The 17,773-nt window shown below is 53.0% G+C and carries 20 protein-coding genes; 13 read left to right on the forward strand and 7 right to left on the reverse strand.

The features are described from left to right. Positions 1–89: 89 nt before the first annotated feature. Complete coding sequence (gatD, locus tag IPI63_RS00905) at positions 90–1,331, reverse strand: Glu-tRNA(Gln) amidotransferase subunit GatD (RefSeq protein WP_292476104.1); 1,242 nt, start codon at positions 1,329–1,331, stop codon at positions 90–92. A gap of 78 nt (positions 1,332–1,409) precedes the next feature. On the opposite strand from gatD, the gene IPI63_RS00910 reads away from it, so the two are divergent. Further along, a complete protein-coding gene (locus IPI63_RS00910) occupies positions 1,410–2,282 on the forward strand; it encodes a methyltransferase domain-containing protein (protein WP_292476106.1) in 873 nt (290 codons plus the stop codon). A 10-nt stretch (positions 2,283–2,292) separates the two neighbouring features. Then, positions 2,293–2,850, forward strand: coding sequence for an XTP/dITP diphosphatase (locus tag IPI63_RS00915; protein ID WP_292476107.1), 558 nt, complete (start codon positions 2,293–2,295; stop codon positions 2,848–2,850). Positions 2,851–2,923: 73 nt separating this feature from the next. On the opposite strand, the gene IPI63_RS00920 is transcribed toward IPI63_RS00915, so the two are convergent. Continuing rightward, positions 2,924–3,187, reverse strand: a complete 264-nt coding sequence (locus IPI63_RS00920; RefSeq protein ID WP_292476108.1) for a hypothetical protein — start codon at positions 3,185–3,187, stop codon at positions 2,924–2,926. Between the two features lie 77 nt (positions 3,188–3,264). On the opposite strand from IPI63_RS00920, the gene IPI63_RS00925 reads away from it, so the two are divergent. After that, positions 3,265–3,603, forward strand: coding sequence for a ribonuclease P protein component 4 (locus IPI63_RS00925; RefSeq protein ID WP_292476110.1), 339 nt, complete (start codon positions 3,265–3,267; stop codon positions 3,601–3,603). A 12-nt stretch (positions 3,604–3,615) separates the two neighbouring features. Beyond that, positions 3,616–3,783: a hypothetical protein gene (locus tag IPI63_RS00930; protein WP_292476111.1), complete on the forward strand. Its 168-nt coding sequence runs from the start codon at positions 3,616–3,618 to the stop codon at positions 3,781–3,783. Between the two features lie 17 nt (positions 3,784–3,800). On the opposite strand, the gene IPI63_RS00935 is transcribed toward IPI63_RS00930, so the two are convergent. Beyond that, positions 3,801–4,220 (reverse strand): YkvA family protein, encoded by a 420-nt coding sequence (locus IPI63_RS00935; protein ID WP_214065431.1) that lies wholly within the window; start codon positions 4,218–4,220, stop codon positions 3,801–3,803. 230 nt (positions 4,221–4,450) lie between these two features. Here IPI63_RS00935 and IPI63_RS00940 point away from each other — a divergent pair, with 230 nt between their 5' ends. Together IPI63_RS00940 and IPI63_RS00945 are read left to right on the forward strand one after the other, a co-directional pair. Next, a complete protein-coding gene (locus tag IPI63_RS00940) occupies positions 4,451–5,119 on the forward strand; it encodes a tetratricopeptide repeat protein (RefSeq protein ID WP_292476112.1) in 669 nt (222 codons plus the stop codon). A 77-nt stretch (positions 5,120–5,196) separates the two neighbouring features. Further along, on the forward strand, positions 5,197–5,679 hold the full coding sequence (locus IPI63_RS00945; RefSeq protein WP_214065429.1) for a hypothetical protein: 483 nt from the start codon (positions 5,197–5,199) through the stop codon (positions 5,677–5,679). Between the two features lie 24 nt (positions 5,680–5,703). On the opposite strand, the gene IPI63_RS00950 is transcribed toward IPI63_RS00945, so the two are convergent. Beyond that, positions 5,704–7,680, reverse strand: a complete 1,977-nt coding sequence (locus IPI63_RS00950) for a C1 family peptidase (protein WP_292476114.1) — start codon at positions 7,678–7,680, stop codon at positions 5,704–5,706. A 259-nt stretch (positions 7,681–7,939) separates the two neighbouring features. Between IPI63_RS00950 and IPI63_RS00955 the strand changes: the two genes are divergently transcribed. After that, positions 7,940–8,431 carry a M48 family metallopeptidase gene (locus IPI63_RS00955; protein WP_214065427.1) on the forward strand — a complete coding sequence of 164 codons (492 nt, stop codon included), beginning with the start codon at positions 7,940–7,942 and terminating at the stop codon, positions 8,429–8,431. Here the strand turns inward: IPI63_RS00955 and IPI63_RS00960 are convergent. Beyond that, positions 8,428–8,811, reverse strand: a complete 384-nt coding sequence (locus IPI63_RS00960) for a hypothetical protein (RefSeq protein WP_292476116.1) — start codon at positions 8,809–8,811, stop codon at positions 8,428–8,430. The genes IPI63_RS00955 and IPI63_RS00960 overlap by 4 nt on opposite strands. Before the next feature lie 75 nt (positions 8,812–8,886). On the opposite strand from IPI63_RS00960, the gene IPI63_RS00965 reads away from it, so the two are divergent. The 6 genes from IPI63_RS00965 to IPI63_RS00990 all read left to right on the forward strand — a co-directional run bounded on the left by IPI63_RS00965 (position 8,887) and on the right by IPI63_RS00990 (position 14,189). Beyond that, positions 8,887–9,444 carry a DJ-1 family glyoxalase III gene (locus IPI63_RS00965; RefSeq protein ID WP_214064814.1) on the forward strand — a complete coding sequence of 186 codons (558 nt, stop codon included), beginning with the start codon at positions 8,887–8,889 and terminating at the stop codon, positions 9,442–9,444. A 544-nt stretch (positions 9,445–9,988) separates the two neighbouring features. Then, positions 9,989–10,285, forward strand: coding sequence for a zinc ribbon domain-containing protein (locus IPI63_RS00970; RefSeq protein ID WP_292476117.1), 297 nt, complete (start codon positions 9,989–9,991; stop codon positions 10,283–10,285). A 91-nt stretch (positions 10,286–10,376) separates the two neighbouring features. Beyond that, positions 10,377–11,102 (forward strand): DNRLRE domain-containing protein, encoded by a 726-nt coding sequence (locus IPI63_RS00975; RefSeq protein WP_214064812.1) that lies wholly within the window; start codon positions 10,377–10,379, stop codon positions 11,100–11,102. A 145-nt stretch (positions 11,103–11,247) separates the two neighbouring features. Continuing rightward, complete coding sequence (locus IPI63_RS00980; RefSeq protein WP_214064811.1) at positions 11,248–12,228, forward strand: metal-dependent hydrolase; 981 nt, start codon at positions 11,248–11,250, stop codon at positions 12,226–12,228. Between the two features lie 196 nt (positions 12,229–12,424). Continuing rightward, a complete protein-coding gene (locus IPI63_RS00985; RefSeq protein ID WP_214064810.1) occupies positions 12,425–13,756 on the forward strand; it encodes a phenylacetate--CoA ligase family protein in 1,332 nt (443 codons plus the stop codon). Positions 13,757–13,958: 202 nt separating this feature from the next. Then, on the forward strand, positions 13,959–14,189 hold the full coding sequence (locus IPI63_RS00990) for a hypothetical protein (RefSeq protein WP_214064809.1): 231 nt from the start codon (positions 13,959–13,961) through the stop codon (positions 14,187–14,189). Between the two features lie 34 nt (positions 14,190–14,223). Here IPI63_RS00990 and IPI63_RS00995 read toward each other — a convergent pair whose 3' ends face one another. Continuing rightward, complete coding sequence (locus tag IPI63_RS00995; protein WP_292476121.1) at positions 14,224–17,106, reverse strand: DEAD/DEAH box helicase; 2,883 nt, start codon at positions 17,104–17,106, stop codon at positions 14,224–14,226. Continuing rightward, positions 17,042–17,722 carry a hypothetical protein gene (locus IPI63_RS01000; protein WP_292476122.1) on the reverse strand — a complete coding sequence of 227 codons (681 nt, stop codon included), beginning with the start codon at positions 17,720–17,722 and terminating at the stop codon, positions 17,042–17,044. Before IPI63_RS01000 ends, IPI63_RS00995 begins: the two co-directional genes overlap by 65 nt. Between the last annotated feature and the right edge of the window lie 51 nt (positions 17,723–17,773).

The raw sequence follows: 17,773 nt of genomic DNA on the forward strand, positions 1-17,773 counted from the left end.
AGGTTGATGCACTATTCGCCTTGCTTATAAGGCTTTGGCCTTGATCTGTGCTCTGCTTGATCCTTGCCCGGCATCTGCTTTGAATTCAATCATACAGTGATCGGCGTGAAGGGGGAGATCTCCTCTGCCAGCGAGGTCTTCATCACCGGACCGACCTCTGCCGGATTGTTGGCCAGGACCCACATCAGCTTGACCAAAGCCACCTCGGGAAGCATGTCGCTGCCCTCAATAGCACCGGCATCCAGCATATCTCTTCCCGTATCGTACACCCGGTCGCATATCCTCCCCCGCAGACATTGAGAGGTGATGACAACCGGTATGTCCTCCTCTCTTGCCCTGACAATGCCCTCTATCCAGTCCGAGGAGACGTGACCTAAGCCCGTTCCCTCCAGCACTATTCCCCGGTAGCCCTTCTCGATGTAATAATGGAGGATATCTGGAGAGGATCCCGGAGTATATTTGACCAGAGCGCATTTAGGCTCAAGCCTCTCCTTCAGCTCCAGCTCCACCTCTCCCCGCCGGCGATAGGGGAGGTAAGTCTCGACCTCTCTGCTCAGGTAATCGACCCTGCCCAAAGGATGCTGATTTATGCTCTGGAAAGCATCCCGGCGAGAGGTATGCATCTTTCGAGCCCTTGTCCCGCGATGAATGGTGCAGTAATCGTCACTGGTTGTGCCATGCATGACCACGCAAACCTCAGCGATATCGCTTATGGCGACTGTGGCCGCACAGGTGGCATTCATGGGGGCATCGCTGCTGGGGCGATCAGAGCTTCTCTGAGAGCCGACCAGGACAACAGGAACTGGGGTTTTAAGCATGAATGATAGTGCTGCGGCGGTGTACGTCATGGTGTCTGTGCCATGGGTTATGATCACCCCTTCAGCGCCACTCCTGATCTCCTCCGCCACTGACCGCGCAAGTGAGGTCCAGTACTCTGTGCGCATATTCTCGCTCAGGACCTGGTAGATCACATGGGCCCGATAATTGGCGATCTCCTCCAGCTCAGGGATGGCGGAGATGATCCTTTCGGCAGAGAACTGGCTGCTTACAGCTCCTGTCCGGTAGTCGACCCTGCTGGCTATGGTCCCACCAGTTGAGAGAATGGATACATCAGGCAGTCCAGGCTTTTTTCTTAAGTGATGCTCCAGCAGTGGAGGTTCGATCTCCTGCCCCTTCTCTATGAGCTTGATCTCTCCCTCTTTTGCCCTCAGGCCGATGTTATAGCCGTTCTTGAGCTTTATGACCACACGATCCGCACGAATGGGTGGCATAAGAACTCCCTCATAGGAGACGCCGTTCCTCTCCACCAAGACTCTATCTCCCAGATCCATTTCGTCCTCACCAGAAAGCAAACCTATTTCCCAGACTATTACTTGCTATCTAAAAACGTTGCCCTTGATGGATAGCAGGTGAGAGACGAAGAGACCAGCGGTATCCGAGGACTGGCAGAAGGCATGGCCATGCACAGATGGGATCCCAGTACATATATGAAGAGCTCTTCCCCTCAGAAGAGGTGGGCTGAGGAGCTTATATCCAAGATCCCAATTCAGGGGGATGAGAGGGTGCTCGATATCGGTTGTGGTGATGGTAAGATCACTGCCTGGATATCGCGCCTCGTTCCCAGAGGATCGGTGGTAGGGCTTGATAGCTCCCCGGAGATGATCAGCTTTGCCCGGTCCCAATTCCCGGCAGAGGAGTGGCCCAACCTCAATTTCCAGCAGGGAGATGCCCGGGATCTGCCATACAACAATCAGTTCGACCTCGTCCTCTCATTTGCTGCTCTGCACTGGATCCTTGACCATGGACCGGTGTTGGCAGGGATCAGGCGGAGCCTGAGGGGAGGCGGGCGGGTTTATATGCAGTTTGGGGGGAGGGGCAATGCTGCCACTATTCTGGACATCGCCGGGGGGATGATCCAGGAGGAGAGGTGGTCTGTTTACTTCGAAGGATTTCGATTTCCTTACGGCTTTTACGGAGCGGAGGAGTACCGGAGCTGGCTGGATGCTTCCGGCCTGAGAGCAGTCCGGGTGGAGCTATTGCCGAAGGATATGCTCCAGAGGGGCAGAGAGGGGCTGGCCTCATGGATCAAGAGCACCTGGCTGCCTTATCTGGAACGGGTTCCGGAAAGGCTGAGATCGGATTTCGTCAGTGAGCTGGTCGAGAGATACATCCAGTTTCATCCTCCGGATGAGAAGGGAGATATCCATGTGGGGATGGTGAGGCTGGAGGTGGAGGCCTGGAAGGGGATGGAGGCGGGGGCGGAAAGCTCCGATCAAGCTTAATAGCTAAGCGATGAATGGACTGCCGGGAGATAGGATGATCAGCTTTATCACCAGCAATAAGGGAAAGTATGTGGAGGCCCGGGCCATCATCGATGACCTGGTGCAAAGGGACCTGGGCTACACTGAGATTCAGGCGGAGACTCTGGAAGAGGTGGCAGTCTATGGCATGAAAGAGATCATGGCCAGGATTGATGGGCCAGCAATGCTGGAGGATGCAGGCCTTTTCGTTACAGCGCTGGGCGGCTTTCCCGGGGTGTACTCCGCCTATGTTCAGAAGACCATTGGCAATGCAGGAATGCTTCGACTGATGGAGGGCATCTCTGATCGTAGGGCTTCTTTCATGTCAGTGGTCGCATATGTCGAGCCCGGGCTTGAGATCCAGATGTTTCGAGGGATGGTGGAGGGGCAGATCGGCTATGAGGCACGGGGAAGCGCTGGATTTGGCTACGATCCCATATTCTATGTCGGGGATAGGAGCCTGGCGGAGATGAATCTGGAGGAGAAGAATCGCATCTCTCACCGCGCAGCCGCTATGCACGCTTTGAAGGAATGGCTGGAGGCCCGCTGATCCTTCAGCTCAGGCTCTCTGGGCAGAGGCAGTTGCATATCTGAACAACGAAATAGACTTCATTCAGATAGAATCACCCTCGCCTCTTCTTTTCCAGAGCGCAACGGGGCAGCATGCTCGCATCTATGCTTTTGATATGGGGTGCCTGGACGGCAGAGATATAGACTCGGCGCTCACCCACAGTTACTAAAAGATCAGTGGGTTTGGGCTGGCTGGTCTTCACAGAGAAGATGAGAGGGCCCTCGCAGGTGGTGGCTATGCGCATGTCTGTTGAACGGGCACGGATGTACTCCTCCATCTCCGGAGCGATCTTGATTGAGATTGATGTGGCAGCCATTGCAAGAGGATGATTATGGGCGTAGAAATAGCTTCTCTTCGAAATGGGTTTATAGCCTGGGAATGATAGCCCTGGATGTGAGAAGAAGAAAAAATAGCCACAGGTCCAGAGATCTTGCCCTCCAGCGCATGGAAAGGCTCTTTCTCCTGGCGGAAGAAGAGCACAGGAGCCATCCAGAGAGGAGCAGGAGATATGTGGAGATCGCCCGGAGGATCAGCACCCGCACCAGGGTTCGAATGCCATTCACTCTTAAAAAGCTCTATTGCCGGCATTGCGGGAGCTATTTGTCCCCGGAGGGCTCCCGGGTAAGGCTGCGTGACGGCGTCCTGATAACCACCTGCATCCATTGCCAGGGAAAGATGAGGAGGCCTTACAAACCGAGAAGAGATCAGGAGAATGAGAGGGCAGAAGAATGAGAGGGCAGAAGAATGAGAGGGCAGAAGAATGAGAGGGCAGGAGAAGAGAGGATAGGAGAAGAGAGGGTAGGAGAAGAGAGGGTAGGAGAAGAGAGGGTAGGAGAAGAGAGGGTAGGAGAAGAGAGGGTAGGAGAAGAGAGGGTAGGAGAAGAGAGGGTCTTAAAGAATGAAAATTTATGAAGAAGAAAAAAATGATCCTAATCCTCATTAAAGCCAATATATTGCATCATGCGCTCCTTTTCATTGCCCAGAAGCTCTTTTTCCCGATCCAGTATCTCTCTTATCAGCTCGATCACCGGCCTGGTTCCATCCCAGTTCCGGGATATGATATTGGATGATCCTGATTCCTCCATCACCTCATTGGCGACGAAGGCACAAAGGTAGATATCATCGATATAACCCACAGGACCGAATCTATCCTCGGGAATTATGTCCTCAGGGAGAATGAAGTAAGCAATAGCGGCAATAATCCGGGGGGATATGGACCTGGGAAGATCCTTGTCGTCAAGCAGCCGGGTCATCAATCTATAAAAAGCCGGGGCCTGATGAATTAGATCGGAAAATTCCCCTTCATAATCGGATATATCATTTTCCAGCATTACATCAAATCTCTTCAAACCAAGAACCTCCACTCCTCTGCCCATATGCATAGACTACAAAGCCCAAAGCTGAGCTATGTGGTGCTATGGAGAGGGAATTAATTAACTTTTGGGGAGGGGGAATTAATTAACCTTTGGGGAGGCATTACTTGACGTCTGGGATGAGGGAATTGCTCGACACTTGGGAGAAGGATTTTATTGGCTTTTGGCATAGAGATATCTACCTCCTAATTGCACAAGTGGCCTTTATGAAGCTTGCAATCGGATTGATAGCCATCCTGGCGGCGTTATGCATCCCGCCGGGAGCGGGAGAGAATGCAGCAGGAGATAATGCAGAGTACTGGTCGAGCCTGGGAGACCGGCAATTTCTAAACGGCAGCATTCAAGAGGCGGCTGAAAGCTACGATGAGGCTCTGAGGCTGGATCCGGCCAATGTCTATCTCTGGGTCAACAAGGGAAAGGCGCTGGCCAATATGGGAAGATTCCAGGATGCCATCGCCTGTTTTGATCAGGCTTCTGCCATCAACTCCTCTTATGTTGAGCCTCTCTTTCTGAAGGGGATAGCCCTCTCCCAGGGATTGAAGAGGGACGATGAGGCCATAGCCGTCTTCGATCAGGCTCTGCAGTTGGATCCATCCAATTTCGATGCCTGGCTGGGAAAAGGCATGGCCTTGGCCAATAAAGGCGATTACTATGGATCTTTAGCCTGCCTTAAGACAGCCTCCAGGATCGATCCATTGCAGCCTTCCGGCTGGAACAATGAGGGCGTGATCCTGTTGAAGATGGGAAGGTACCAGGAGGCCTTGGACTGCTTCGATAAAGCCCTTCTTCTGGATCCCAATTATGAGCAGGCCCAGAGGAACAGAGATGACACCCTTCAGGATATGGACCGCATCATCTTCCTGGGCAGCAGATAGAGCGCAGCTATCGCTCTCCAGGCCGAAGCAACAACTTGAAATGCCAGTACGGCAACCATCGACGTGGTGATCGATAAATGTGGACAAGAGGGATCTGTCTGATTATCGCAGCCATGACGGCAACAATTGCCCTGCCGGGCATCCAGGGGGAGATACCTTTGGCCTATACCCCAGCGGCGATAAATAGCGGGCAGAGCGACGTTCTCACCATCAAGAATTATGATACCGGTGCTGCGATGACTGAATCGTACACTGGTATTGAGCATCTGAGCAGGAATACTCAGGTCCGGACGGGAGCATATGCGAATGCCTCTGATGCTGCCCATTTTGCAGCATCCTCCAGGGGAGGCCTGGAGGCCAGCATCAGCTCCAATGTCATAGGCAATGCCCATATCGCCTGGCAGTCTGTTGATCCAGCCACTAACGCCAAAGGCCGCCATCCTCTCATCGGCCGCAGTGTTGAGGATCTGACGGGGGTATTCTCCATCGAGAAGTTCATCCAGCTTTGGTCAGATAGCCAGCCCGGCGAGATCAGCGTGGACTGGCTGCCCTGCTCCTGATGCACCTGAATTTCTTCTCCCGTGCTATAGGTTCAATCTCGGATTCATATTGATCTCCACCACCAGATCGTTGTAATCGGTGTCCTTCAGCCCGTAGAGATCCTCCCAGCGAAGCTGACATCTATTCGACCCGAGCTTCAGCTTGATGACATGCGATTTCCCATCCTCATTCAGGCCGCTGTCGGTGTAAAAGCAGTTGCCATCCTGGGTCTGGAGGGCAAAGACCAGCCTGGTTCCTGCTGGATAGTCGCCTACATCAAAGCTCTTGCCCACGTTCTCCTGGACGGAGTCGAAGATCAGCTTCTTCTCAGGCTGATAGAGCCAGAATTGATTGTGAAGGGGAGTGTTCTTGCTGATCATCCTGGCCACCACATGGCTATCCTTCTCCAAAATCACATCCTCGCGAATGATGGGGGCCACAACTATCTCCACAGCAAGATCCCTGTAGCTCTTGAGGCGCATCCCATAGGACTTCTCCCAGCGCAGCTCCCACCTGTTATATCCAGTGGGAAGCTTTCGTACATGGCTCAAGAAGTCAGGGTTCTTCACCTGGTCGGTGTAGAAGGTGTATCCCTCCAGGGTCTTGAAGGCAAATGTGAGCCTGGCTCCTTCCTGATGCTTTCCCAGATCTACTGCCTTTCCTATAGGGGCATCCAAGGTGAAGATCAACCGCTCCTCAGGAGAGCTGAGCCTGAACTCCTCTTTGGTGGGGGCATGCCTCCGTTTGAGGGTGGCAAAGACCCTTCCCTCCTTGGGCATCACCAGATCCTCAGTGGTGGCATTGAAGATCTCAATCTCCATGCTCACATCGTTGTAGTCCTTCTCTCCCAGGCCGTAGAGGTCCTCCCAATCCATCTGCCATTTGTAGGTTCCCTTGCTGGTCTTATTGACGTGGTCACAGGCATCATCGTTCAAGAGCTGGTCGCTGTAGAAGACATGCCCCTCTGAGGTCTTAAGGGCAAATGTCAGCCTGGCCCCAGCGGGAAAGACGCCCAGATCAAAGATCGCCCCCACCTCGCAGTCCGCCGTCCGGAAGATCAACCTCTCCTCAGGGCGGTACAGCCATATCTCATTGTCCAGAGGGGTGTTCTTGCCGATAAAGCGCACAATCACCCTTCCCGACTTCGGCATGACCAGATCATCGTCTGCTGTAAACTGGACGCCATAAAAAGCGAACTGTCTGCCTATCCCACATTCCCCGTAGGCGATCTTGAACCAGCCGCCCTCTCCCCAACCCCTTCCCCAGCTATTCTTGCAGATCCAGCAGCCTCTGGCATCATCGTAGCCCACTATGCAGACTGCGTGGTCGCCCACGTATCCGCCGTATGCATTCTGGTAGACGCCTTTCTCATAATAGAAGAAGTCCTCATAGACGCTCATCCCACCAATGAGGGGGCCACGCTGGCTGAGCCATTCCTTGACCTGGTTGCTGTTGGTTATGGTCCTCCAGTTCTCTATCTTGACCACCCTCTTGCCTCGGTCCGGGCAACTTCCTGTGCTGTTCCCCTGATATGGATTGCAATCCTCATCTGGAATCCCGCTGGACTGGGCATATCTCAGGGCAGGGATGAAGGTCCAGCCCCGCCCGCAGCAATCGCCGCAGCCCCTGAAGAAGAGATCGGCCTCAGAGAGGTCTGGATCGAGGGCGGGATCTCTCTTGAAGATCTCTAAATTGGCCTCGATGGCGGCCACTGTGGCAAAGGCAACACAGGAGCCGCACTGTTTCTGATCCTTCACCGGTGTCGTCCAGTCGTTTCCGGATACATCTCTCCAGTCCCACTGAGTGGGATAAATGGAGATCGTCCCCGCTTTTCCGGCGAGCAAGCGATCCCTTTCTGTCATCTCCTGGATCATTGCTTTCTCTTCTTCTGGAACCACCAGCCCCAGATAGTTGGCCTTATCCTCTAAAGACAGCTCAGAAATGCTGGTCTTGCCCGCCGTCCAGGTCAGGTTCATTCCTTTGATCCTGCTTCGAATCTCTCTTATCACATCAGTTCCCAAGCTCCATAACCCCCTTGGTATATTGAGGTAATACAGATATAAACTTATGTTTTTTTTAAATATTCTTATAGTTAATGTTTGTGGATAACCGGGATTTTAGCGAGGAAGATGTGGCATATATATCCAATACCAAAAAAGTATACTCAATCTGATATATCGTATTTTATCGTAAACTATAAAATAAACTCAAGGAAGAAAGTTATTAATATCCCTCCACCTTAACCTATCCCGGGATCTGTCTCGGGAGGGGTCAGTCTCCATGGAGATCGTGGTGAAGAGATCTGCGCGAAGGAAGAAGACCATTCAGGCCCGGATGGTGGGAGGGAAGATGGAGGTCTTAGCTCCAGCCTCTATCTCAGATGCCGCCCTTCGGGTTCACATCGAAAAGCTTCAGATCAGGCTAGAGAAGAGGGTCTATCCCAAGGACGATCTGCATTTGAGCCAGAGGGCAGAGGCCCTGAACAAGAGATATTTTCAAGGGAGCCTCTCTTGGAAGAGCATTCGGTACTCCTCCCGCCAAGAGCACAGGCGTGGATCGTGCAACTGCGCCGCCCGGAGCATTCTCATAAGCTCCCGTCTGGCCAGCCTTCCCCAGTGGGTGGAGGACTATGTCATTATGCATGAGCTGGCTCATCTCATCGAGCCCAATCATGGCAAGAGGTTCAAGGCTCTGGTGAACAGATATCCTCTGGCGGAGAGGGCGATTGGATTCCTGATGGCGTCCGAGACACTGGAGGCCAGGGGAGGCTAAAGGCCGGGCCCTGTGGGCAGGCACTTATTCACCTCTTCACTTCTCCACCCCCTCACTTCCCTACCTCCTCGCTTTCTATCTTCTCGCCTCTGCTCGCTCAAGTAACTGCACAGCAGGCAGATGGAGTCCTGGGGGCCGATCTGCTCGAACCTCTCGCAGGGGGTCTCCTTATAGCAGGGCAGACTGTGGATGGTGCAGGTCGCGATATCTCCCTCCTCCTTGGCTTCAAATACAAGATGAGGACAGATCTGCCCGGCAGGCTTCGAGATCATGGCCTCGGGATCACTCCTATCCAGGCTTCCATCGGGCAGAATTGACCGGGGATTGACCACCAAGATGTCCAGATGAATGCAGCACTGGCCACAGCGTTTGCATATCATGATACTAATCCTATCATCAATAGTAATAGACTTAAGGCTCCAGTGACAATAGGCCAATTGAGGAGGCTATTGGGCATGAAGATATTGGTTGCTTTGGCAGATGGCTTCGAGGAGATCGAGGCCATGAACGTCATCGATATCCTGAGAAGGGCGGGTATAGAGGTGGTGACTGCAGGCCTGAAGGAGGGGATGGTGGAGGGCGCTCACGGGGTTCGGGTGCTGCCTGATACCACCTTGGACAGGATCGACCAGCAGGATCTTGATGGCCTGGTTCTTCCCGGGGGAGCGCCCGGCTTCATCAACCTGGGAAAGGATGAGAGGATTCTGAGGATGGCGCGGGAGATGAATCAGGCGAACAAGTATGTGGCGGCGATTTGTGCTGCGCCATCGGTTCTCATCAAGGCGGGCGTCCTACAGGGCAGGAGGGCCACTGTCCACCCCTCGGGGGAGGAGGAGGTGAAGTCCTGTGCTCAGTTCTCCAGTGATCGGGTGGTGGTGGATGGAAATATCATAACCAGCCGCGCTCCGGGAACGGCGATGGAGTTCGCCTTGAAGCTGGTGGAGGTGTTCCTCGGTAAGAGTAAGATGGAGCAGATCAAGGCGGAGGTCCTGGCGATAAGCAAAGAGGATTGAGAAAGGCGTCATCTGATTAGGAGGGAAGGCAGCGCCCAGGTTCGCATTGCTGCACCCCCGGCCCGCAGATATCTCTCTCTCTTTTTCTTTTTTTAGAAGGCAGGCGAGGGAATCGCACTCGAAAGATGAAAACCAGATGGAGTCAATGAGCAGGTTTATATGGGCAGTGAAGGCGGATGTGCCTTGCAGCTGCCGCTCGCCACAAAACCCGCCAAGAATATCGAGTGGATTCCTTCCACTGGTTTCGATCTAACAATAACTATTTAAAGTAATAATGCGATACACACGCTTTGATAATGGGGAAAGTATGATTGCAAGCAACAAATATCCCATCTTTCCGAAAAAGGTGACTCGCTGGAGGTTAGCGGAGGATTTGGAGGCTTGCAGGTGGCTTTATAATCGGCTTCTCCAAGAGCTGAATGAAGCAAGAGATAGAGGAATCAAGCACAAGGTCCGCTATGCCCAGAACATGACTCCTTCTTTGAGGCTCATGGATCCAAAGCATCGCAGCATTCGTAATGCATCAGGGTCAAAATTCATATTCATGCCTCAGAACAAGGCTCAAAATTCTGATCGAAGATTGATAAAAGCAGATCCAAAAGATGCCATTCAAAGGTGCTCTGCTTGTGGAGGCATCGAAGAAAAAGATCTATCGGCACGATCACATGAGCGCCCTTATTGCGGACTCTTCTGTGATCGAGACTATAATGCCTCCATGAACTTGCTCACTGCAGGGATGGAGCAGCCCGCAGTGCTCATAGGACCAAAACTGCTAAGTCACTTATCGGTGATGCAGGTCTCGGGGATGAAGTGGAAAGCCGCGCCCTTCAGGACGTGGTAGTTCGCATATGAATTGATGTTCGCATATGAATTGATTTTATGATTTTATGTATTATCATTCTGGATAAGAATTGATCGAGGAGAGAAGAGCAATGAGCAGAAGGGGGATAATTCTAATGCTGCTGGCGATGGCCCTCGCCGGCAGCGGGCAATGTACAGCAATCGAGATTGCAGCCTCCCAGGATGTCTATGTCAGCCTGGGAACAGGAAATGAGACAGTACACCGCCAGAGCGATACTCTGCTCTGTGCCATCACTGTGCCGGATGCAAACAATACCACACTGAACAGCTATCCAGGGGTCCCAGTGATTCAATTCAACCTCTCAGGGATAAACATCACCGGTGATGATGTGGCCATTTTAGTGCTCAAAGCAGCCTCGGTTCGCCAGATGGATCGATCGAGCATCGTGGCTTTGGTGGCCATCGGCTCAGACTGGGATGAGCAGTCGGACCTCACCACCTTTCTGGTGAACATCCTGCCTGCCAGGAATCTGATAGCGAAAAACGATCTCACTCTAATCAGCACCAATAGCGATGGCGATAGCATCTACGCTTTTGACGTCTCTCAAAAGCTCATCCAGGCCAAGGGAAAAGGGGATAAGGTATCTTTCCTGCTGGAGGCCATCGGCAATAACACAACAGAGATCGACTTCCTCTCCCGGGAGAGCGGCCAGGGGCCCTATCTGATCATCCTGCCCTATCCCGGACAGCCCCTCTCCGAGCAGGCCGATCATGTAGTGCAGGCCGATCATGCAGCACAGGCCGATCGGGTGGATCCAATCCTGGCCTCTGAGGCGGCTGCAAAGCCTTCCGTTTAGATGTTGCAAATTGAGGCCCTTTCCAGGTGTCGATGGCCATCTGGATATTCAAATTTTTATTTTTAGTTTCATAATATTCTTTGATTAATCCCTCACAAGGCAGCTTCCAAAAAGCAAAAATAGCCATAGGCGCCAGATTACCTTGATGGACCTCTTCTCTCATGCATTGCTTCCCTATCTCCTGGGGCGCTTCCTGAGGCTCCGAAGGGAGCATCTGGCCGCCCTGGTACTGGGGGGAGTTGCACCCGATCTGGATGCCCTGATAGTCTGGATCAACCAGATCTATCCCACCTCCCATCTCCTGGTGCACCGGGGCTTCACCCATACCTTCTTCTTCGGCTTCTTCTTGGTAGCCATCCTGCTCTTTCTGGCCTCTCGTGATCCGGTCAAAGCCAGGACCAGGGGGCTGATCACAGAAGAGCTGCAGTTCTCGCCCTTGACCCTAGCCTATGCTTATGCTGGTCTCATCAGCCATCTCTTCCTGGACTTTCTCACCTCGGGAGGGGTTCCCCTCTTCTATCCACTGACTGCTGCCAGGTACTCAGCAGAGATCTTCAGCCCGATAGAGGTGGCAATAATGATCGCCGCCCTTCTGTTCATGGCAAAGCTCTTCCGTGACCGGCCAGAGATGAAGATCGATAAAAAGGTGTCCGCTGCCTTTCTCATAATTCTATTGCTCGTAAGCGGAATAAGACTGGAGGGCAAAGAGGCGGCCAATGGCTTTCATGATGAGAGCTTCGAGGTCTATCCGGACTCAAATCTCTTCCAGTGGACCATCCTGAAAAACGACAGTGATAACAACCGGTTCCTTATCTCCAAGTTCAACCTCTTCGCCGGACTGCTGCCGGATAACAGATCTTATCCTCAGCAGAACATCATCCCCCATAAGAAGGGATTCGAGAGCGCCCTCGATAGTGCTGAGAGCCTCCCCCAGGTCAAGCTCTTCCGGTGGAAATCCAGGGCAGTAGCCATCAATGCCTCGAAGAGTGAAGGGCATTGGATTATTGAGTACTACGATCCCGTGATCATGGCTCAGTATGGCAGCTGGGGCCCGCTGAATGCCGCCGCCAGAGGCTTTGGATCCATCCGGGTCAGGGCAGATGAGAATGGGGCAGAGGTCATCTGAAGAGGAGAGGCTCCATGCAGTCTTCCGTGGACGGGCTTATACCTATCCAGCACACTGACGCCTGCATACGAGTAACCTGATAATCCGCCTCATTCTGTGGCGGAAGAATTGATATACCCTGAAATCCTCTCTCATGCCACATCGTAGCATTAGCATACATCATCTGAGAGATAATCGAATTCATCAGGGTATGAAAATGAATTACTGGCAACCTAAATTGGAGCTAATGAAAAGAGATGAGCTGGAAGAGCTGCAACTCCGAAGACTCAAGAGCATCGCTGAGAAGGTCTACAGGCATGTTCCTTTTTATCACAACAGATTCAAAGAGGCTGGAGTGGACCCAGAGGACATAAAGAGCCTCAGCGATATAACAAAACTCCCCACCACTCGCAAGCAGAACCTCAGGGAGAACTATCCCTTTGGCCTCTTCGCCGTCCCCCTGGATGAGGTCGTACGGGTGCATGCCTCCTCTGGCACGACAGGAAAGCCCACTGTGGTTGGCTATACCGCTAAGGATATCGAAAACTGGTCGGACCTCATGGCCAGGGACTTTGTGATGGTCGGGGTCAGAAAGGGTGACATATTTCAGAATGCCGTAAACTACGGATTTTTCACCGGCGGGCTTGGAGTTCACTATGGCATCGAGCGCATGGGTGCCATGGCCGTCCCCTCTGGAGTGGGAAATACTGAACGGCAGTTGGAGATCATGATGGACTTTGGGGTGACAGTTCTGCACTGCACCCCTTCCTATGCCCTCTACCTGGCAGAGACCGTCAAGGCCAATGGGATAGCGGATAAGCTCAAGCTGAGGATCGGCTGCTTTGGAGCTGAACCATGGTCAGATGAGGCAAGACGGGATCTGGAGGAGGCCCTGAACATCAAGGCCTATGACTCCTACGGCCTCTCTGAGATGACCGGGCCTGGGGTGGCATTCGAGTGCCAGGAGCAGAACGGCCTGCATATCTGGGAGGATCATTTCTTGGTTGAGATCCTGGATGAGAATGATCAGCCCTGCGCCCCTGGAGAGCCCGGAGAGCTGGTGATAACCTCGCTGACCAAGGAGGCCATGCCCCTGATAAGGTACCATACAGGCGACGTTACCTATCTCATGGATGAGAGGTGCTCTTGCGGGCGCACCAGCAGAAAGCTGCATCGATTCCTGGGCAGGGCAGATGATATGCTGATCGTGCGGGGAATCAACGTCTTCCCCAGCCAGATAGAGGATGTGCTGATGAGCATTCCAGAGATCGGCAACTACTTCCAGGTGGTCGTGGACAGAAAGAAGCACGGTCTGGATGAGATCAGCATTCAGGTGGAATTGAAGGATGAGGCCTTCACCGGCGAGCTGGCTGACCTTGCCCGGATCCAGAGGATCACCGAGGATAAGCTGAAATCGGTCTTGAATGTGCGCAGCAAGATAGAGCTGGTGGAGAAGGGGTCAATCCCCAGAACAGCAGGGAAATCGAGGAAGGTTGTAGACCTGAGAGATGTCTATGCCAAGGATGAGAGATCGATGAAGAGGGGATGAAGAGGGGATCAGGATATAAGCTATAACCCCTTCTTCTTGCCCTCCCCTTCAATTTATTTATTAGTTCAAATTTATCTCATAGAAGGGAAAGGTTATATAGTCTATAATGCTTAATAATTACATACATTGCCTATCATATCAGTGATGTAATTGGCATGGCTGGATCCTCGGTTTCGGCATCTGGCTGCGGGAGAAGGAAGAGATGATTGAGCTTGTAAAGAAGGGGAAATATGATCCGAAGGCCGCCCAAAGAGTGTATTTTGAGCATACCTGCGGCGCTGAAGATCAAAGAGACTGCATCATGATGAAGCATATCATCATGGCTGAGCTTCGCAAGTCGAATGTGCCCCTTTGGGTCTCAGAGGAGTTGGAGAAGAAATTCGAGTGCCTGGGCTGCTGGAATGCTCTGAGGAGAAGGGCTGGAAGAAATTGAGCCTCTTTTAGCTGCACAAAAAAAAGAACCCAGCTCACCCCCAGAACCTCTTTGTCCGAGCATACTCCTTCTCCGCTTTGAGAATATCCCTGTAGAACTCGATCTCATCTTTCTGCAGCTTTCCCACCACCCTTGCCGCCGTCTCAGGCCCCAGACCACGGCTGGCCAGGGCAATGGCAGCAGTCTTTCCATAGCTCAAGACCAGGTTTGCATTGCGAAAGACCCTCTTGGTCCTGCGCTTCTCCTCTGAGGTCTTCTTTTCCAGCTTTCGGACCACTTTGATCTCCTCCTCCTCCCAGGGCTTGAGGGCAGCCACCATCCTGGAGCCGCAGAGAGGGCACTCCGGCCGGTCAGGCACCCTCTCCACCTGGCGCATGGACTTCCACTTCTTGCAGTTCACGCAAAATAGCAACACCCGGTCGCTCATAATCCTGTTCTTGAGGAGCTTGATCACTGCTGCATCTGCATTCTCCGGCGAGGTGACATCCCTTCCACCCCCCCGGCCGCTGGTGCCTATGGGCGAGAGGCTGCTGGTGGCGATGGCGATTGTGCCCTCCCGGATTCTCTTCAGAACCATCCTGGTCCGCTCAATATCCAGGCGATCGTGATAGATCTCCCGCAATGCCTCTCGATACATGGGAGTGCCCTCAAACACTGTCAGCAACCTGGCCATGCTCACCCTCTGATAGTCCACATCCCTGGATAGTGCTCCGAACTTGCGGGCCACATGGACCATCTTCCAGCGAAGGAGGGTGGTATTCTTGAGGGTCATCTCCAAGATGGGCTCCACATACTCTGGTTCAAGATCCTCTATCAGCTTCTCGATCTCCTCCGCCAGCATCGCTTTGGGAACAGTCAGCTCTATTCTGTAGGGATCGATCTGCAGCTCCACACTGCTCCCAAACCGGGCGGACAGGATTGAGGTGATAATTCTGCCCAGAGTATCATTCGTCTTGTGACCGAAGCAGCAGTTGATGACCGCTCCATCCCCTCCACTCTCCACCACCACCAGTGACTCATCTGGGACAGGATGATGCTTCTCCCTCTGCCTCATTATGAGATCGACAAGCTCTCCTGCCGCCTCTCTGTCCACTGGATAGCAGCTCTGCAGCCCCTCCTCTGCATCTGCTCCTCCCCTGCCCGACTCCAGGATCTCACTGATCTCTCTTCTGATCCGTCCCACCTCACAGGCCACCTCAAAGGGGACGGGGATCTCCTCCCCTGACCAGCTGGGGATCTCTCCGCTGCGCTGAATGGGGACCACCTTGATCTCCTCATCGGCGATCTCGGTTATCTCCCAGATCTCTCCCTTGGTAACGAAAGTGGCCCCCGGCTGAGCGAAACCGACCACAAAGGCCTCGTCCAGAGTGCCCACTGATCTGCGCCCCACTATATCGTAGACATTATACCTCTTCTCATCCGGGATCATAGAGAGGTTCTCGAAATAGTACTCCCGTGCCTTGCGCGTCCTCTGCAGGATGCTGCCGTCACGCCTGACCAGTCTGTGCTCCTCCATCTGGGAGACCACCCCCTCCAGCTCCTCTGCTCTCAGCTTCCGGAAGGGATAGGCTCTGGCGACTATCTGATGGACCTTCTCCTGGCTTATGTCGCCAGAATCGATCTCCAGCCCCACAATTTGATTGGCCAGAACGTCAGCCGGCCTCTCATGGATCTTTATCTCCTCCAGCTCTTGGGCGGCCGCCCTTCTGGCGATGGCACAGGCCTCAGCCACATCATCGGCACAGGTGGCGATTATGCTTCCTGAGGAGACAAGGCCTATCTTATGACCGGCCCGGCCCACCCTCTGCAGCAGCCGGGATACCTCCCGGGGAGAGCTGTACTGGATGACATGATCCACGTCCCCAATATCGATTCCAAGCTCCATAGAGGAGGTGCAGATGAGCCCTTCCAGCTTCCCGTCCTTGAAGGCCTCCTCAGCCTCCACCCTGGCTTCCATTGAAAGGCTGCCATGATGAACGCCAATGGGCTCTCCAAGCTGTCTGAACCTCGAGCCTAAGACCTCAGCCGCCTGTCTGGTGTTGACGAAGATGAGGCATTTCTTATCCCTTACCATATCCCTGATCCAGCGGATCTGAGCCGCCAGACGGGGCTCACACTCCAGGGTGCTGGCCAGGGAGAAATCCCCTCCCCTGGGCTGGGGGCTGACCACCTGATAGTCGCTTGCCCGTTCCACATCGGCAGAGATGATCTTATAGCTCCTGCTGGTTCCCACGAGAAGGCGGGCCACAGCCTCCGGGGATCCGACAGTAGCAGAGAGACCTATGCGCTGAAAATCTCCCGCCAGCTCCCCCAGCCTTTCCAGGAGGACGGAGAGCTGAGAGCCGCGTTTTGAGGAGGCCAGCTCATGGACCTCGTCTACAACTACCGTTTTGACAGTGGAAAGGTTCTGGCGCAGCCTCTTTCCGGTGAGCATGACCTGCAGAGTCTCAGGGGTGGTGATCAAGAGCTCTGGCGGCCTCAGTGATTGCTTCCTCCTGTCGCTCTGGCTGGTATCGCCATGGCGAACAGCAACTGAGATCCCAAGCCTCTCCCCCCAGTCATCAAAGCGGCGAAGCATATCCCTGTTAAGGGCGCGCAGAGGGGTGATATAGACTGCTTTGGTTCCTTTTATCCTGGAATCCGCCTCTATGCTTGCTTTTCTCTCCTTCCGGCCGTCTCTTGAAGCATTTTGGGTTTGGGGAGCAGTGATGCTCCCCTCCTCATTGGAGAGGATCTGGTGAAAGATGGGCAGGCTTGCTGCCTCTGTCTTGCCTGTGCCGGTGGGAGCGATGAGAAGAACATTCTCTCCTGCTAGAATGGCTGGTATTGCCTTCTCCTGGGGGGGCGTTGGCTCAAGGATATCCTGCTCCTGCAATATCTCCTTTATCCGATGATGAAGCCGATCGAATGCGCTCACAATCCATATCTAAAGGAGATGGATATGAAAACCTTGCGGCGAGCGCAGAAAAAAAGTTGTTCTGTGCATCCTGTTCAAACTCGGCATATCCAGCTGACAGGAGGCGTTCATGGCTATCCTGCTCGAAATAGGCCACAATCTCTTCCAGGCGGATCGAGAGAGAATATTCCTTTATGTGCCAATCCTTTCCTTTTCTCTCTGTCTCACGAATCTGGATCCAGCCATTCTGCCAGAAGGGATACAGTAAATCAATTCCATTATTATTGGTTCGATTGGATTTGATGTTAGAGCTATTGTTGAGCCCGATATCAGACCCGTTATTGAGCCTGATATCAGATCCGTTATTGAGCCCGATGTCAGATCCGATATTGAGCCCGATATCAGATCCGTTATTGAGCCCGATATCAGATCCGTTATTGAGCCCGATATCAGATCCGATATTGAGCCCAATATTCGACCCGATATTGGGCTCGATATGCAGCCACTCATATCCATTATTTTTTATCTCCGCCAGACTGTCAATCATCCGTACCATATTCTTAAGTTCACCAATTTTTTGTAAGCATTCAATGAACTCCATGAATCTACTATCCAGTACTTTTGCTCTCCCTCTCATTTTTCGATCCCCTTTTATTGCTGATCTGTCCAGACCTCTATAAATAATTTT

This window comes from Methanothrix sp., assembly GCF_016706325.1.
Lineage (GTDB): Archaea > Halobacteriota > Methanosarcinia > Methanotrichales > Methanotrichaceae > Methanothrix.

Excerpts from the sequence above, each read along its gene's own strand:
- gatD (WP_292476104.1), bottom strand. The coding sequence starts at position 1,331 with ATGGATCTGGGAGATAGAGTCTTGGTGGAGAGGAACGGCGTCTCCTAT.
- IPI63_RS00915 (WP_292476107.1), top strand. The coding sequence starts at position 2,293 with ATGAATGGACTGCCGGGAGATAGGATGATCAGCTTTATCACCAGCAAT.
- IPI63_RS00920 (WP_292476108.1), bottom strand. The coding sequence starts at position 3,187 with ATGGCTGCCACATCAATCTCAATCAAGATCGCTCCGGAGATGGAGGAG.
- IPI63_RS00930 (WP_292476111.1), top strand. The coding sequence starts at position 3,616 with ATGAGAGGGCAGAAGAATGAGAGGGCAGGAGAAGAGAGGATAGGAGAA.
- IPI63_RS00940 (WP_292476112.1), top strand. The coding sequence starts at position 4,451 with ATGAAGCTTGCAATCGGATTGATAGCCATCCTGGCGGCGTTATGCATC.
- IPI63_RS00945 (WP_214065429.1), top strand. The coding sequence starts at position 5,197 with ATGTGGACAAGAGGGATCTGTCTGATTATCGCAGCCATGACGGCAACA.
- IPI63_RS00955 (WP_214065427.1), top strand. The coding sequence starts at position 7,940 with ATGGAGATCGTGGTGAAGAGATCTGCGCGAAGGAAGAAGACCATTCAG.
- IPI63_RS00960 (WP_292476116.1), bottom strand. The coding sequence starts at position 8,811 with ATGATATGCAAACGCTGTGGCCAGTGCTGCATTCATCTGGACATCTTG.
- IPI63_RS00965 (WP_214064814.1), top strand. The coding sequence starts at position 8,887 with ATGAAGATATTGGTTGCTTTGGCAGATGGCTTCGAGGAGATCGAGGCC.
- IPI63_RS00970 (WP_292476117.1), top strand. The coding sequence starts at position 9,989 with ATGCCTCAGAACAAGGCTCAAAATTCTGATCGAAGATTGATAAAAGCA.
- IPI63_RS00975 (WP_214064812.1), top strand. The coding sequence starts at position 10,377 with ATGAGCAGAAGGGGGATAATTCTAATGCTGCTGGCGATGGCCCTCGCC.
- IPI63_RS00980 (WP_214064811.1), top strand. The coding sequence starts at position 11,248 with ATGGACCTCTTCTCTCATGCATTGCTTCCCTATCTCCTGGGGCGCTTC.
- IPI63_RS00985 (WP_214064810.1), top strand. The coding sequence starts at position 12,425 with ATGAATTACTGGCAACCTAAATTGGAGCTAATGAAAAGAGATGAGCTG.
- IPI63_RS00990 (WP_214064809.1), top strand. The coding sequence starts at position 13,959 with ATGATTGAGCTTGTAAAGAAGGGGAAATATGATCCGAAGGCCGCCCAA.
- IPI63_RS01000 (WP_292476122.1), bottom strand. The coding sequence starts at position 17,722 with ATGAGAGGGAGAGCAAAAGTACTGGATAGTAGATTCATGGAGTTCATT.